The sequence below is a fragment of the Lentzea sp. NPDC004789 genome, assembly GCF_053601075.1.
Genome location: NZ_JBSGBE010000007.1, coordinates 156,913 through 171,218, shown reverse-complemented (window position 1 = coordinate 171,218; position 14,306 = coordinate 156,913). Strand labels below are relative to the sequence as shown.

Below are 14,306 nucleotides of genomic sequence, written 5' to 3'. Positions count from 1 at the left end.
AGACATTCAGCCATCCGCAGGAATAACCCTGAGGGGGAATCATGAAAACTGCCGGTCTGCTGGGCGCGATTGTGCTCACCGCATTGCTCACGACGGCGTGCGGGAGCCAGTCCGACCCGAATGTCGCATCCACTGGCGGCACCAATCAAACGAACCCTGCGCCGACCGACGAGGACGCCTACTCCAAATGCATGCGGGACAACGGCGCTCCGGTGCTGTCCCAGGAAATACCGAACGACGGCAGCGGATCGGGCACGGCACAGCAGGGCAACCAGCCGCAGGCCGACCAGGAGAAGCAGCGCGCGGCCCACGAGAAGTGCCGCCAGTACCTGCCGGACGGCGGCAACCTCAAGCCGATGAACCCCGAGCAGCTGGAGCAGGCCCGCAAGTTCGCGAAGTGCATGCGCGAGGCGGGCGTGCCGTACCCGGACCCGAAGCCGGAGGACGGCGGGAACGGGGCCATGAAGCTGCCGGACGGCGTCGACGTGGACAACCCCGCCGTGAAGGAGAAGCTGCGGCGGTGCTCGGCCGAGACCAGCGGTGACTCCACCAGTCCCACGGGCTCCACGAAATGACCGAGGAGGCCGGGCCCTCCGCCGCCAGGAGACGGCGGCGGAAGCGGGCGGTCTGGATCGCCGTCGCGCTGGCCGTCGCCGGGACGGCCGGGGTGGTGACGTTCACCAGGCTCGTCCCGACGCAGGCCTCGTCGGCGCCGGAGACCCCACCGCCCGCCACCACGCGGGTGGAACGCACGACGCTGGTCGACCGGATCAAGGTCGACGGCGACCTGGGCACCGGCACGCCCGTGCAGGTGACCGGCCGCAGACCCGGCACGATCACCCGCCTGCCGACCCCCGGTGAACAGCTCGAACGCGGAAAGGTGCTGTACGAGGTGAACGCGGTCGGCGTGCCGGTGTTCTTCGGCGGGACACCGCTGTACCGGGAGATGAAGGACGGCGTCCCCGACGGTGACGACGTGAAACTGCTGCAGGAGAACCTCCTCGCGCTCGGCTACTCCGAGCTCGGGGCGGCGAGCGGCAAGTTCGGCCCGCGGACCGCGAGTGCCGTGAAGCGCTGGCAGAAGTCGCTGAAGGCCGAGCCGACCGGGGTCGTGCAGCCGGGCGACGTCGTCGTGGTGGCCGGCCCGGTGCGGGTGTACGCGGTGACCGCGCAGCCCGGCGCACCGGCCGAGGGCCCGCTGCTGACCGTCACCGGGCTGGACCGGCAGGTGTCGGTGGAGCTCACCGACGCGCAACGCCGGCTCGCTCGCGTGAACGCGAAGGTCACGGTGTACCTGCCCGGCGGGAAGACCACTCCCGGCACCGTCCGCGAGGTCACCGTGAAGACCGTGGAGGACAAGCCCAAGCAGGTCGCCGCGATCACGCTGGACGACCCGGCGTCGACCGAGCCGGGCCGGGTCACCGTCGAGTTCGACGGTGACAAGCGCGAGAACGTGCTGGCCGTGCCGGTGCAGGCGCTGCTGGCCCTGCGCGAGGGCGGGTACGCGGTCGAGGTCGTCGAGGGCGGCAGGAGCCGCTACCTCGCCGTGCAGACCGGGATGTTCGCCGGTGGGATGGTCGAGATCTCCGGCCAGGGCCTCAGCGAGGGCATGACGGTGGTGACGACGTCATGACGGCGGTGCTGGAGCTCAGCGGGGTGTCGAAGACCTATCCCGGCGGAGTGCGCGCTCTGCGGCCGTGCGACCTGCGGGTCGAGCCGGGCGAGATGCTCGGCATCGTCGGGCCGTCGGGGTCCGGCAAGTCCACGATGCTGAACCTGATGGGCACGCTGGACCGTCCGTCGACGGGAAAGGTGCTGGTCAACGGCCACGACACGGGCACGCTCACGGACCGGCGGCTGTCCGCGCTGCGGGCGTGGTGGATCGGGTTCGTGTTCCAGCAGTTCCACCTCACCGAGGGCTTCACGGCGCGGGAGAACGTGATGGCGGCCCTGGTCTACCGCGGTGTGCCGGCCCGCGACCGGCGGCCGGCGGCGGACGAGGCGCTGGCGCGCGTGGGGCTCGCTCATCGCGCCGACCACCTGCCGACGGAGCTGTCCGGCGGCGAGAAGCAGCGGGTGGCGATCGCGCGGGCGCTGGTGAACCGGCCGAGCATCGTGCTGGCCGACGAACCGACCGGCAACCTGGACACGAGGTCGGGCGCCGAGGTGCTGCGGTTGCTGCGGGAGCTGCACGCCGACGGCACGACGATCGCGGTCATCACGCACGACATGGGGATCGCGGCGGGGCTGCCGCGCCGGGTCGAGATGCTGGACGGCGAGCTGCGGGTGGACACGGGAGGCGGCCGTGCCTGAGGTCGTTGTCCCCACCAGGCCGACGCGGCACGACGTGCTGCGGACGATCTCCGGAGGCGGCCGTGCCTGAAACGTCCGCGCCTGAAGCACCCGCGAGCGAAGTCCCCCTCCCGCGCGCCACCCGGCTGCCCCTGCCCGACGTCCTACGCCTCGGCACCGTCGGCGTGCGAACCCGCCCGGTCCGCACGGTGCTCGCGGCGCTCGGCATCGCGATCGGCATCGCCGCGCTGATCGCCGTGGTGAGCATCCCGGCCTCGAACCAGGCAGCGCTGCGCGCCCGGCTGGCCGCGCTCGGCCCCAACCTGCTCACCGTCTCGCCCGGCACCTCCATCGCGGGCGGCGGCAAGGCGAAACTGCCCCCGGTCGCGGTCGACATGATCCGGCGGATCGGGCCGGTCCGGTCGGTGAGCGCGACCGGCGACACCGGTGCCACCGTGCGGCGCACCGACCTCGTGCCCGTGCAGGAGACGGGCGGGCTGAGCGTCAAGGCCGCCCGGCTCGACCTGCTGCCGGTGCTCGGCGGACGGGTCAGGACCGGCCGATTCCTCGACGAGGCCACCGAGTCGTTCCCGGTCGTCGTGCTCGGCGCGCGGGCCGCGCGGTTGCTGGGCACCGAGCTGCAGCCCGGGCTGCCCGCGCCCGCCGTGTGGATCAAGGACCGGTGGTTCACCGTGATCGGCGTGCTGCAGGCCAACCCGCTCGCGTTCGAGGTGGACAACGCGGTGCTGGTCGGGTGGAAGGCGGCCCAGGACCTGCTCGGGTTCGACGGCACGCCCGGCCAGATCTACGTGCGGGCCGACGACCGCGCGGTCGAGGCCGTCAAGGCCGTCCTCGGCCGGACCGCCAACCCGAAGAGCCCCAACGAGGTGCTGGTCAGCAGGCCGTCGGACGCGCTCGCCGCGCAGCAGCTCGTCGAGCAGGCGTACTCGGGGCTGTTCCTCGGGCTCGGCGGGGTCGCGTTGCTGGTCGGCGGGATCGGGGTGGCCAACACCATGGTCATCTCCGTGCTCGAACGCCGCCGCGAGATCGGCCTGCGGCGCGCGCTCGGCGCCAGCAGGCGGCAGATCAGCGGGCAGTTCCTGGCGGAGGCCGTCGTGCTGGCCGGCATCGGCGGCGGCATCGGACTGCTGATCGGGGTGGCGGCGACCGCCGTCTACTCCGCGTCGCAGGGCTGGCCCGCCGTGCTCCCCCTCGCCGCGCTCGCGGGCGGGGTGGGCGCGGCCGTCGTGGTCGGCGTACTCGCCGGGGTCTACCCGGCGGTGCGGGCGTCCCGGCTCACCCCCACCGAGGCGCTGGCGACCACCTGAAAAAACCGCACCCCCGGCGGAAGAACGCCGGGGGTGCGGTCGGTGGTGCGATCAGCCTGCGCTGTTGAAGCCGAACGACAGGAGGTAGTAGCTGCCGCAGTCGACCCACAGGTGCCAGCGGCCGACACCGACCCACGGCGTGTAGTAGGTGCCACCGTTGGAGCAGCGGCCCCACATGCGCACGTACCCGCTCGCCACGGAGCAGTCGGCGTCGACCCGGCGGGACGTCGCGGTCCAGTCACATCGCCAGTTGGCCTGGATTCCGACCTGGTCGCCGGTCTGCGTGCCGCTCTGCACGACGGCGTGCGGTGCGGCCACCGCCGCCGCGGCGTTCATCGTCGCGACTCCACCGAACAGACCGAGAACGAGCAGCAGAGCGCTCATGATTCGCTTGGTTGCGGACATCTGACTTCCCCTCTTGCTTGTGGGCGGCAGAACACGGGAAAGCCTCTTCCGAACAACGCCTTTATCCCAGAAGTGGAACGAAGAACTTCCACTCGGATTCGCTTAGCACAACCGAACACGACGACCCAGCAAGGGAAGAAACTCCTTCCAGTTGATCACGAGGGGGCCGGAATCGACTTATGACGCTCTTATAAACGCGATGCGAGACTTGTTCCCCAGGGGTTGGGCCCGAGGTTGTGCCTCTTCGGCAGCGGGCCGTGACAACAGGGGGATAACTCAATGCGCCAAATCTGGAAGTGGGGCCGGTGATGCAGCACCGTCCCGCCAGACAGATGACGATCGACGAGTTCGCCGCAGTGATCGGCATGACCACCCGCACCGTCCGCTCCTACCAGGCGCGTGGCCTGCTGCCCGCACCGAAGCGGCTGGGCCGGTCACCGATGTACGACGGCTTCCACCTCACGCGCATGCGGACCGTGCTCCGGCTGCAGCACAAGGGGTTGCCGCTGGAGGCGATCAGGGCACTGCTGGAACCGGACCTGGTGCTGCGGCAGTTCATGCCGACCGGCGCCGCGCTCGTGTGCGCATTGCGCGACAACCCCGAGCTGCTGCACTCGGCGATCGAGTGCGGTGTCGTCACCCAGCTGCCGGACGGGTCGCTGGAGCTGCGCAACGCGCGGGCCGTGCTCGCCGCCGGACGCAGGGGCGCGTCGATCGCGCACACGGTCAACGTGCTGGTGCAGGCCGTCTCCGTGCTGCGGCCGCACGCCGAGTCGGCGTTCGCCGACGTGCAGCGGTCCACACCGACGGTGCCGGCGGAGAACCTCGTGGAACTCGTCGTCGAGGCCTTTCGGATCGCGGTCGCCGCGGTCGCGAGCCACGAGGTCTCCCGCACCGCTTCGTGAGCTTCAGCCGCCGGAAGCGCGCGTCACCACCTGATGTCGGCGAGGCTGTCGAGCGGCTTGCGCTCCGTGGTGTCGAGCAGCTGCACCGACGCGGTGTCGGCGGCGTGCAGCTCGGCCGGGAAGGTGAAGCTCACGCGCTTCTCCAGCTCGGTGAGCGACACCTGGAACACCCGGAACTCGTCCAGGTCGAGCGCCTCGGCCAGGACGAGGTTCTGGGTCAGCAGGAACGCGCTGCAGCGCAGCTCCCCGTCCACCACGAACGCGATCGCCTTGTAGAACTCGCGCGGGATCGCGACGCCGCGGAACACCCTGTCGTCGGCGTTGAAGACCGGCCCGCCGTAGACGCTGACCTTGAGGTTGTCCACGTCGACGTCCTCGAGGACCGCGTTCTCCAGCCGGCCCCAGAGCCCCTGCTTGGCGCTCTGGTTGAAGTCGTCCATCTGCGGCGTGATGTTCGTGAAGAAGAACGAGTCCTTGTTCCCCCTCTGCGCCTCCGCCTTCGTACCCCAGCACAGGTCGGCGCGCCGGGCGATGTGGCCGCGGTCGAGCCGGTCGTCGCGGTAGAGCTCGTCGCCGGTCTGGAACTCGGCCGGGACCCGCGGGTCCTTGACGAACTGGAGGTTGCTGCGGCTCAACGCCTTCAGCTTGTCGCCGTCGATGTTCCACGCGACCCAGATCGCGAACTTGCGCGACTTGCTCAACGCGAGCGAGAAGTGCGTGTAGTCGATCGTGGTCGAGCCGTCGAGCTCGACCGCGTCGGCCGTGCCCGAGTCGGTCAGGACCGGGGTCCCGGCAGCGGTGCCGAGGAACTTCGGGTCAAAACCTGCGCTGGTCATGTGTCGCCCCCTACTGGTTCACCTGCTTGGTCGACACATGCCGCGAAGCCGTTAGCCGGATACACCCGAACGGCCCAGCGTTCATCAGCTCTTCCCGACCAGTGCGCCGTCCGGGGCGACCGCGAACCACTCCCCGTCGACACCCTGGCCGTTCAGGTCACCGGCGACCTGGTCTCCCACGTAGTAATAGAGCGGCCACTTTCCGTACACGGCCTGCGAGCTGTCCTCGACCCGGGAGACCAGGCTCGCGTCGGCACCGCCCTTGGCGTCCACTGTGGACTGAGCGGTGAGGGCGGGCCAGACGGCGATGCAGTCGGCGTCGCACGCGCTGGGCTTGTTCTCGTCCTTGGTGAACGCGTACAGGGTCCGTCCCGATTGGTCGACGAGGATCGGGCCCAGGTCGGACTGCGCCACCTTCACCTCGGCCCTGGCGGGAACTTCCTGTTGCGGTGCCTCGTTCCCGCAGGCAGCCAGTCCGGCGAGCAGGGCGGGCAACAGCAGAATTCCCATACGTGCGCGCATATTCGTCTCCTAGCGGTGTGTCTTGTTCCGCCGTCGACACGTCTGCGAGCCTCGTTCGGTTCACGAACGAACTTTCTTCGAACCGGATCACGCCGGCATCCGTGTTGGTGGTGTCGGGTCCGCCAGACCCCCCCGACTCCCGCTGAGGAGCCTTGGAGCACATCCCATGTCTCGCAACAGAACTTTCGCTGCCGCATGCCTGCTGGGCACCGCGCTCGGACTGGCCGCGGCGACGCCGGCGTCCGCCGCACCGGACGCCGTGACTGTGAAGATCACCAACCAGGCCGGCTACGAGGCCACGTTCTGCGCCGCCGACGTCCTCGAAGGCAGGTGCCTGGACGGCGCGAAGAAGGGCGAGTCGCGCACCTTCACCGTGCGGCCGAACAAGGGGCCGATCGAGGTCCGCGTGGTCGTCAAGAACGGTGGCTCGGTCTTCCAGAACTTCACGCCGGACGGGCCGACGCTGAACATCGACGCCGGCGGTTCGGCTGCCAGCCCGACGGCAGTTGAGGCCGGTGGCGGCGAGCACGGTGGCCACAACCCCGCGCCCACCCCTCCCACCCCGACGCAGCCCGCTCCCGCACCCGTGAAGGGCAAGCCCTCCTACTTCTCCGCCGACCTGGACGGCAAGCAGGAGGTGCCCACCCCCGACGGCCCCGCCGTCGGGGACCCGGACGCCTCGGCGAAGGCACTGGTCGAGGTGCGCGGCGACCGCGTGACGTTCGCCGTCGAGTGGAAGAAGACGTCCCAGCTGACGCTCGGCCACATCCACCAGGGCGCGGCCGGGCAGAACGGCCCGGTGAAGGTCAACCTGTTCGGCACCCCGATGCCCGAAACGCTGTCCGCGGCAGCCGGCCAGACCGTCGTCGACCAGAAGCTCGCCGACGACATCCGCTCGAACCCGGCCGGCTTCTACGTGAACCTGCACAGCACCGAAAAGGGCGGCGGCGCCGTCCGCGGCCAGCTCAAGCCCCTCGGCAGGAACGTCAACCCGCTCGACATCATCAAGGGCGGCAAGCTGCGCGCGTTCTCCAACGGCCTCAACGAGGTTCCGGTGAAGGACGGCCCGAAGGTCGGTGACCAGGACGGTCAGGCCATCACGTTCGTGCAGCCCAACGGCAGCGGTGTCGACTTCTCACTGGCGTGGGTGAACATCGACGCGCCGACGCTGGGGCACGTCCACCAGGGCGCCAAGGGCGTCAACGGGCCGGTGAAGATCACCTTCTTCGGCACGCCGATCCCTCAGGGCGTCTTCGCGGTCTCGGGCACGGCCGGCGCCGACAAGGCCACGCTGGACGCCCTGCAGCACTCGCCGAAGGACTTCTACGCGAACCTGCACACGGCGTCGTTCCCCGGTGGAGCGGTGCGCGGCCAGTTCACGGGCCGCTGATGACCAGCTGAATGACGGTGCCGCGGCCGCGACCCCCTCGGCCGCGGCACCTACCGCACGATGCCGAACTTCTCGCCGACCATGTCCCAGAACGCCTCGACGGCGTTCTCGACCAGGTACTGGCGGTACTCCAGGCGACGGCGGTCGCTGTGGAAGGCGAGCCCCATGTGGCCGCGCAGCAGCGGGTAGTTCGCCGGCGAGACGACGAGGATCGACTCCCACACCCCGGCCTCCGCGTTCGCGGGCACGATCACGAGGTCGTGCATCGACGTGCTCACGAGCAGCTGGTCCGACACGCCGCTCGCGACGACGCTGTCGATGATCTCCGCCAGGTACCCGTAGCCGGCCGCGGCCAGCGGACCCGTGACGTACCGCTCCCGCACGTCACCGCCGACCCGCTCCCACCCCACGCTCCGGAAGCCGTCGTCGACGGGCTGATACGGCCACTCCAAGCTCTCCATCGCCAGAACGCTACTGACAGGCGAACGCCCCGGTCGACTCCGTTGTCGGCCGGGGCGTCATGCTGCTCTCCGCTGATCGGACGCCGTTGTCAGACCACAGCGAGCGGAAGCTGGTTCGGGATGACCGGAGAAGGCAGGTTGGACGAACCCGTGAGGAACTTGTCCACGGCGTTCGCCACCGACCGGCCCTCCGCGATCGCCCACACGACAAGGGAAGCGCCCCGGTGCGCGTCGCCGCACACGAAGACGCCCGGAGCGGAGGTCTGCCAGTCGGAGCCGCACGAGATGGTGCCGCGCGTGGTCAGCGAGATCCCGAGGTCGTCCAGCAACCGCATGTGCTCGACACCCTCGAAACCGATCGCCAGCAGCACCATGTCCGCGGGCAGCATCTCGACCTCGTCGGACACCGGGATCACCGAGCGGCGGCCGGACGAGTCCTTCTCGACGCGCACCTGCTGCAGCTCGATGAAGCGCACGTGGCCGTCGTCGTCGCCGACGAAGCGACGGACCGCCACGGTGAAGCGGCGTTCGCCCGCCTCCTCGTGCGCGGGGTAGGTGCGCAGGATGTGCGGCCACACCGGCCACGGCGAGCGGTTGTCGTCGCGGACGGTCGGCGGCATCGGGTACTGGTCGAGCTGCGTCACGGACAGCGCGCCCTGGCGGGTCGCGGTGCCGTAGCAGTCGGCGCCCGTGTCGCCACCGCCGATGACGATGACGTGCTTGCCCTCGGCCGAGATCTCCGACGGGCCATCGCCCTCGCAGGCGCGGTTCGCGGGCACCAGGTGGTCCATCGCGAGGTGCACACCGGTCAGCTCACGTCCCGGCGTCGTCGTGTCGTCCCGGCCGCGCAGAGCGCCGACGGCCAGCACCACCGCGTCGAACTCGGCACGCAGCTGCTCGACCGTGATGTCGACACCGACCTCGCAGCCGGTCACGAACTTGGTGCCCTCACGGCGGAGCTGGGCGAGCCGCCGGTCGAGGACCTTCTTCTCCATCTTGAACTCGGGGATGCCGTACCGCAGCAGGCCGCCGAGCCGGTCATCCCGTTCGTACACCACGACTTCGTGCCCGGCACGGGTCAGCTGCTGGGCGGCGGCGAGACCGGCAGGACCGGAACCGACGACCGCGACCCGCTTGCCGGACGACACGGTCGCCTGGGACGGCTGCACATAGCCGTTCTCCCACGACATGTCCGCGATGGTCTCCTCGACGCGCTTGATGGCGACAGCGCCGCCGGCGTCGTGGGAGATCGAGAGAACGCACGCGGCCTCACACGGCGCCGGGCACAGCCGGCCCGTGAACTCCGGGAAGTTGTTGGTCGCGTGCAGGCGGTCCGAGGCGAGCTCCCAGTCGCCGCGGCGCACCAGGTCGTTCCACTCGGGGATCAGGTTCCCGAGCGGGCAGCCCGCGGTTCCGCTGTGGCAGAAGGGAATGCCGCAGTCCATGCACCGCGTCGCCTGCGTGCGCACGGCGGCGTTGCGCTCCTCCGGGTCTTCGTGGAGGTAGACCTCGTTCCAGTCCTGCAACCGTTCCGGCTTCGGACGCTTCGGCGCGTCGGAGCGGGAGTACTTCATGAAACCCTGTGGATCAGCCACGAGACGCCTCCATGACAGCCTGGTCGACGTCCCGGCCCTCAGCGCGGGCGAGGCGCATGGCCTCGAGAACGCGCTGGTAGTCGCCGGGCATGACCTTCGTGAACGCACCGGCTCGCCGGGTCCAGTCACCGAGCAGCGACGCGGCGACGGCGGAACCCGTGGCCTCGTAGTGCTTGGTGACGGCGTCCTTGAGCCAACGCAGGTCCTCGGCGTTGAGGCGCTGCAGTTGCACCATCTCCTGGTTCACCGACAACGGGTCCAGGTCGAGCACGTACGCGATGCCGCCGGACATGCCGGCCGCGACGTTGCGCCCGGTCGGCCCGAGCACCACGGCCCGGCCACCGGTCATGTACTCGAACGCGTGGTCGCCCACGCCTTCCGCCACCAGCAACGCGCCGGAGTTGCGGACGCAGAACCGCTCACCCACGCGGCCGCGCAGGAACACCTCACCGGACGTGGCGCCGTAACCGATCACGTTGCCCGCGATCACCTGGTCCTCGGCGCGGAACGGCGCGTCGTCGTGCGGCCGCACGATGATCCGGCCGCCGGACAGGCCCTTGCCGACGTAGTCGTTCGCGTCGCCGACCATCTCCAGCGTGATGCCGCGCGGCAGGAACGCGCCGAGCGACTGGCCGGCCGATCCGGTGAGCTTCACCCGGATCGTGTCGTCCTCCAGGCCCTCGCCGCCGTAGCGGCGGGTGACCTCGGCGCCGAGCAGCGTGCCGACCGTGCGGTTGACGTTGCGGACGGGCAGCTCCAGGTTGACCTGGTGCGCGTCCTCCAGCGCCGCCTCGGCGAGCTGGATCAGCGTGCGGTCCAGCGCCTTGTCCAGACCGTGGTCCTGATCGCGGATCTTGCGCTTCGCCGTCGGGTACGGGGTCTCCGGCACCTCGAAGACCGGGTCGAGGTTCAGGCCGCCGGCCTTCCAGTGCTCGATCGCCTCGTCCTTGTCGAGCAGCTCGGCGTGCCCGACGGCCTCGTCGATCGTGCGGAAACCGAGCTCCGCCAGCAGCTCCCGGACCTCCTGCGCGATGAACTCGAAGAAGTTCACGACGTGGTCGGCCTGGCCGGTGTAGCGGGCGCGCAGGTCGGGGTTCTGCGTGGCGACGCCGACCGGGCAGGTGTCGAGGTGGCAGACGCGCATCATCACGCAGCCCGCGACGATCAGCGGCGCGGTGGCGAAGCCGAACTCCTCCGCACCGAGCAGAGCGGCCACGACCACGTCACGGCCGGTGCGCATCGCACCGTCGACCTGCACGGTGATGCGGTCGCGCAAACCGTTGAGCAGCAACGTCTGCTGGGTCTCGGCGAGGCCGATCTCCCACGGCGTGCCCGCGTGCTTCAGCGAGTTCATCGGCGAGGCACCGGTGCCGCCGTCGTAGCCCGAGATCAGCACGACGTCCGCGTGCGCCTTGGCGACACCCGCGGCGACCGTGCCGACACCGATCGACGAGACGAGCTTCACGTGAACCCGCGCCTGCTCGTTCGCGTTCTTCAGATCGTGGATGAGCTGCGCCAGGTCCTCGATCGAGTAGATGTCGTGGTGCGGCGGCGGCGAGATGAGACCGACGCCCGGCGTGGAGTGCCGGGTGCGCGCGACCCACGGGTAGACCTTGAAGCCGGGCAGCTGCCCGCCCTCGCCGGGCTTCGCACCCTGCGCCATCTTGATCTGGATGTCCGTGGAGTTCACGAGGTACTCGCTCGTGACGCCGAACCGTCCACTCGCGACCTGCTTGACCGCGGAACGCCGCTCCGGGTCGTACAGGCGCTCGCGGTCCTCGCCGCCCTCGCCGCTGTTGGACCGGCCGCCGAGCCGGTTCATCGCGATGGCGAGGGTTTCGTGCGCCTCGGCCGAGATCGAGCCGTACGACATGGCGCCGGTGTTGAAGCGCTTGACGATCGAGCTGACCGGCTCGACCTCGTCGATCGGGACCGGCGTGCGGCCCTCGGTGCGGAACTTGAACAGGCCGCGCAACGTGCCGCCCTGCCGCGAGATGCGCTCGACCTCCGCCGTGTACTGGCGGAAGACGTCCTCCTTGCGGGTCTTCGTGGCGTGCTGCAGCAGGAACACCGTCTCCGGCGTGAACAGGTGCAGCTCGCCCTCACGGCGGTACTGGTACTCGCCACCGACCTCCAGGCGGCGGTGCACGCGGTCGGTCGGGTTCTCCGGGTGCGCGCGGCGGTGGCGCAGCGCCACCTCCTCGGCCAGCACGTCCAGGCCGGCACCGCCGAGCTTGGACTGCGTGCCGGTGAAGTACTCGTCCAGCAGGTCGTTCGACAGGCCGACGGCCTCGAAGATCTGCGCCGCGGTGTAGGCGCCGACGGTCGAGATGCCCATCTTCGACATGATCTTCAGGACGCCCTTGACGAGCGCCTTGACGTAGTTGCGGATCGCCTTGTGCGCCGGGACGCCGGTGATGGCGCCCTGGCTGATCAGGTCCTCGATCGTCTCGAACGCGAGGTACGGGTTCACCGCGGCGGCGCCGTAGCTCAGCAGCGCGGCGACGTGGTGGACCTCGCGGCAGTCACCGGACTCGACGACGAGGGCGACGCGCAGGCGTTCCTTGGTGCGCACCAGGTGGTGGTGCACCGCGGACACCAGCAGCAGCGACGGGATCGGCGCCATCCGGTGGTCCGAGTCGCGGTCGCTGAGCACCAGCGTGCGAGCGCCGTTCGCGATGGCCTCCGACGCCTCGCGACGCACGCGCTCGATCGCCGCGGCCAGCGCCTCGCCGCCACCGTCCACCTCGTACAGTCCGGAAAGGACGGTGCAGGCGAAGCCCGGCAGGTCGCCGTCGTCGTTGATGTGGATGAGCTTGGCGAGCTCGTCGTTGTCGATGACCGGGTAGTCGAGGGTGACGTGGCGGCACGACACCGGGCCGGGGTCGAGCAGGTTCTGCTCAGGGCCCATCACGCGCTTGACGGACGTGACGATCTCCTCGCGGATCGCGTCCAGCGGCGGGTTGGTGACCTGCGCGAAGTTCTGCACGAAGTAGTCGTAGAGCAACCGGGAACGCTGGCTGAGCGCCGCGACCGGGGTGTCCGTGCCCATCGAGCCGAGCGGCTCCTGCCCCGACACCGACATGGGCGTGAGCAGGATCCGCACCTCCTCCTCGGTGTAGCCGAAGGTGAGCTGGCGGCGCACGACGGACTCGTGGCTCTGCAGGACGTGCTCGCGGTCGGCCAGGTCGGCGAGGTCGAGCAGACCGGCGTGCAGCCACTCGTCGTAGGGCTGCTCGGAGGCCAGGCGCGACTTGAGCTCGTCGTCGTCGATGATCCGGCCCTCGGTGGTGTCCACCAGGAACATGCGGCCCGGCTGCAGCCGGCCCTTCGCGACCACCTGGTCGGACGGCACGTCGAGCACGCCGGTCTCGGACGCGAGCACCACGCGGCCGTCCGCGGTCTGCCACCAGCGCGCGGGACGCAGACCGTTGCGGTCGAGCACCGCGCCGACGATCTCGCCGTCGGTGAAGGTGACACAGGCCGGGCCGTCCCACGGCTCCATCAGCGAAGCGTGGAACTGGTAGAACGCACGGCGCTTCGGGTCCATGGTGGCGTGGTTCTCCCACGCCTCCGGGATCATCATCAGCACGGCGTGCGGCAGGCTGCGACCGCCGAGGTGCAACAGCTCCAGCACCTCGTCGAACGACGCCGAGTCCGAGCCGTCGGGGTTGCAGATCGGGAAGAGCCTGGCGAGGTCGCCGGGAATCAGAACGCTCTCCAGCAACGCCTCGCGGGCGCGCATGCGGTTGCGGTTGCCGCGGACGGTGTTGATCTCACCGTTGTGCGCGACGAACCGGAACGGGTGCGCGAGCGGCCACGAGGGGAAGGTGTTCGTGGAGAAACGGCTGTGCACCAACGCGATCGCCGAGAGCAGCCGCTCGTCGCGCAGGTCGGGGAAGAACGCCGGCAGCTGCTCGGTCGTCAGCATTCCCTTGTAGACGATCGTGCGCGCGGACAGCGACGGGAAGTACACGCTGCCCTCGTGCTCGACCCGCTTGCGCAGGCAGAAGGCCAGGCGGTCCAGCGCGATGCCGGACTCGTCCCGCGTGCCCTGCACGAACAGCTGCGCGAAGTGCGGGGCCACGGACAGCGCGGTCGGGCCGACATCGGCCGTTTCCGGGTCGACCGGAACATCGCGCCAGCCGAGCACGACGAGGTTCTCCTCCTCGGCGATGCGCTCGATCTGCTCCACGGCCGCTGCGCGTTCTTCGGCCTCAAACGGCAGGAAGGCTATACCCGCCGCGTAATGACCGCGTTCCGGCAGGTCGAATTCGACGACCGCGCGCAGGAACTCGTCCGGCAGCTGCAGGAGGATGCCCGCACCGTCACCCGAGGTGGGCTCGGCGCCCGCGGCGCCACGATGCTCCAGGTTCGCCAGCGCGGTCAGCGCATCGCTGACGATGCCGTGGGAACGCCGGCCCTGGATGTCGGCCACCATGGCGACACCGCAGGCGTCGCGCTCATCAGCCGGGTCGTAAAGACCCTGGGGGCCGGGGATGGCGGAGAAGATCACTGCGCAGACCTCCTTCGTCGTCCTCGCGTAAAGAACGTATGTCCCTCGTGCTCAGA

At 70.0% G+C, this 14,306-nt stretch carries 12 protein-coding genes; 6 read left to right on the top strand and 6 right to left on the bottom strand.

Annotated elements, in window-relative coordinates; genetic code table 11:
- The first annotated feature begins 41 nt into the window (after nucleotides 1–41).
- The 4 genes from ACWEIJ_RS18385 to ACWEIJ_RS18370 all read left to right on the top strand — a co-directional run bounded on the left by ACWEIJ_RS18385 (nucleotide 42) and on the right by ACWEIJ_RS18370 (nucleotide 3,620).
- Complete coding sequence (locus ACWEIJ_RS18385; RefSeq protein WP_449838364.1) at nucleotides 42–575, top strand: hypothetical protein; 534 nt, start codon at nucleotides 42–44, stop codon at nucleotides 573–575.
- Entirely contained in the window at nucleotides 572–1,633 is a 1,062-nt protein-coding gene (locus ACWEIJ_RS18380) for a peptidoglycan-binding protein (RefSeq protein WP_449838363.1), read from the top strand. Before ACWEIJ_RS18385 ends, ACWEIJ_RS18380 begins: the two co-directional genes overlap by 4 nt.
- Nucleotides 1,630–2,313, top strand: a complete 684-nt coding sequence (locus ACWEIJ_RS18375; RefSeq protein WP_449838362.1) for an ABC transporter ATP-binding protein — start codon at nucleotides 1,630–1,632, stop codon at nucleotides 2,311–2,313. Before ACWEIJ_RS18380 ends, ACWEIJ_RS18375 begins: the two co-directional genes overlap by 4 nt.
- Nucleotides 2,314–2,375: 62 nt before the next feature.
- Nucleotides 2,376–3,620: an ABC transporter permease gene (locus ACWEIJ_RS18370; RefSeq protein ID WP_449838361.1), complete on the top strand. Its 1,245-nt coding sequence runs from the start codon at nucleotides 2,376–2,378 to the stop codon at nucleotides 3,618–3,620.
- Between the two features lie 51 nt (nucleotides 3,621–3,671).
- On the opposite strand, the gene ACWEIJ_RS18365 is transcribed toward ACWEIJ_RS18370, so the two are convergent.
- A complete protein-coding gene (locus ACWEIJ_RS18365; protein WP_449838360.1) occupies nucleotides 3,672–4,004 on the bottom strand; it encodes a hypothetical protein in 333 nt (110 codons plus the stop codon).
- A gap of 353 nt (nucleotides 4,005–4,357) precedes the next feature.
- Between ACWEIJ_RS18365 and ACWEIJ_RS18360 the strand changes: the two genes are divergently transcribed.
- Nucleotides 4,358–4,930, top strand: a complete 573-nt coding sequence (locus ACWEIJ_RS18360) for a MerR family transcriptional regulator (RefSeq protein WP_449838359.1) — start codon at nucleotides 4,358–4,360, stop codon at nucleotides 4,928–4,930.
- 23 nt (nucleotides 4,931–4,953) lie between these two features.
- Here ACWEIJ_RS18360 and ACWEIJ_RS18355 read toward each other — a convergent pair whose 3' ends face one another.
- On the bottom strand, nucleotides 4,954–5,766 hold the full coding sequence (locus ACWEIJ_RS18355; RefSeq protein WP_449838358.1) for a DNA/RNA non-specific endonuclease: 813 nt from the start codon (nucleotides 5,764–5,766) through the stop codon (nucleotides 4,954–4,956).
- Nucleotides 5,767–5,850: 84 nt separating this feature from the next.
- A complete protein-coding gene (locus ACWEIJ_RS18350; RefSeq protein WP_449838357.1) occupies nucleotides 5,851–6,288 on the bottom strand; it encodes a COG4315 family predicted lipoprotein in 438 nt (145 codons plus the stop codon).
- Nucleotides 6,289–6,454: 166 nt separating this feature from the next.
- On the opposite strand from ACWEIJ_RS18350, the gene ACWEIJ_RS18345 reads away from it, so the two are divergent.
- Entirely contained in the window at nucleotides 6,455–7,678 is a 1,224-nt protein-coding gene (locus ACWEIJ_RS18345; protein ID WP_449838356.1) for a CHRD domain-containing protein, read from the top strand.
- A gap of 50 nt (nucleotides 7,679–7,728) precedes the next feature.
- On the opposite strand, the gene ACWEIJ_RS18340 is transcribed toward ACWEIJ_RS18345, so the two are convergent.
- The 3 genes from ACWEIJ_RS18340 to gltB form a co-directional block, all read right to left on the bottom strand.
- Nucleotides 7,729–8,139 (bottom strand): hypothetical protein, encoded by a 411-nt coding sequence (locus ACWEIJ_RS18340; protein ID WP_449838355.1) that lies wholly within the window; start codon nucleotides 8,137–8,139, stop codon nucleotides 7,729–7,731.
- Between the two features lie 89 nt (nucleotides 8,140–8,228).
- On the bottom strand, nucleotides 8,229–9,734 hold the full coding sequence (locus ACWEIJ_RS18335; protein ID WP_449838354.1) for a glutamate synthase subunit beta: 1,506 nt from the start codon (nucleotides 9,732–9,734) through the stop codon (nucleotides 8,229–8,231).
- Nucleotides 9,727–14,250, bottom strand: a complete 4,524-nt coding sequence (gltB, locus tag ACWEIJ_RS18330; RefSeq protein WP_449838353.1) for a glutamate synthase large subunit — start codon at nucleotides 14,248–14,250, stop codon at nucleotides 9,727–9,729. Before gltB ends, ACWEIJ_RS18335 begins: the two co-directional genes overlap by 8 nt.
- Nucleotides 14,251–14,306: the final 56 nt, after the last annotated feature.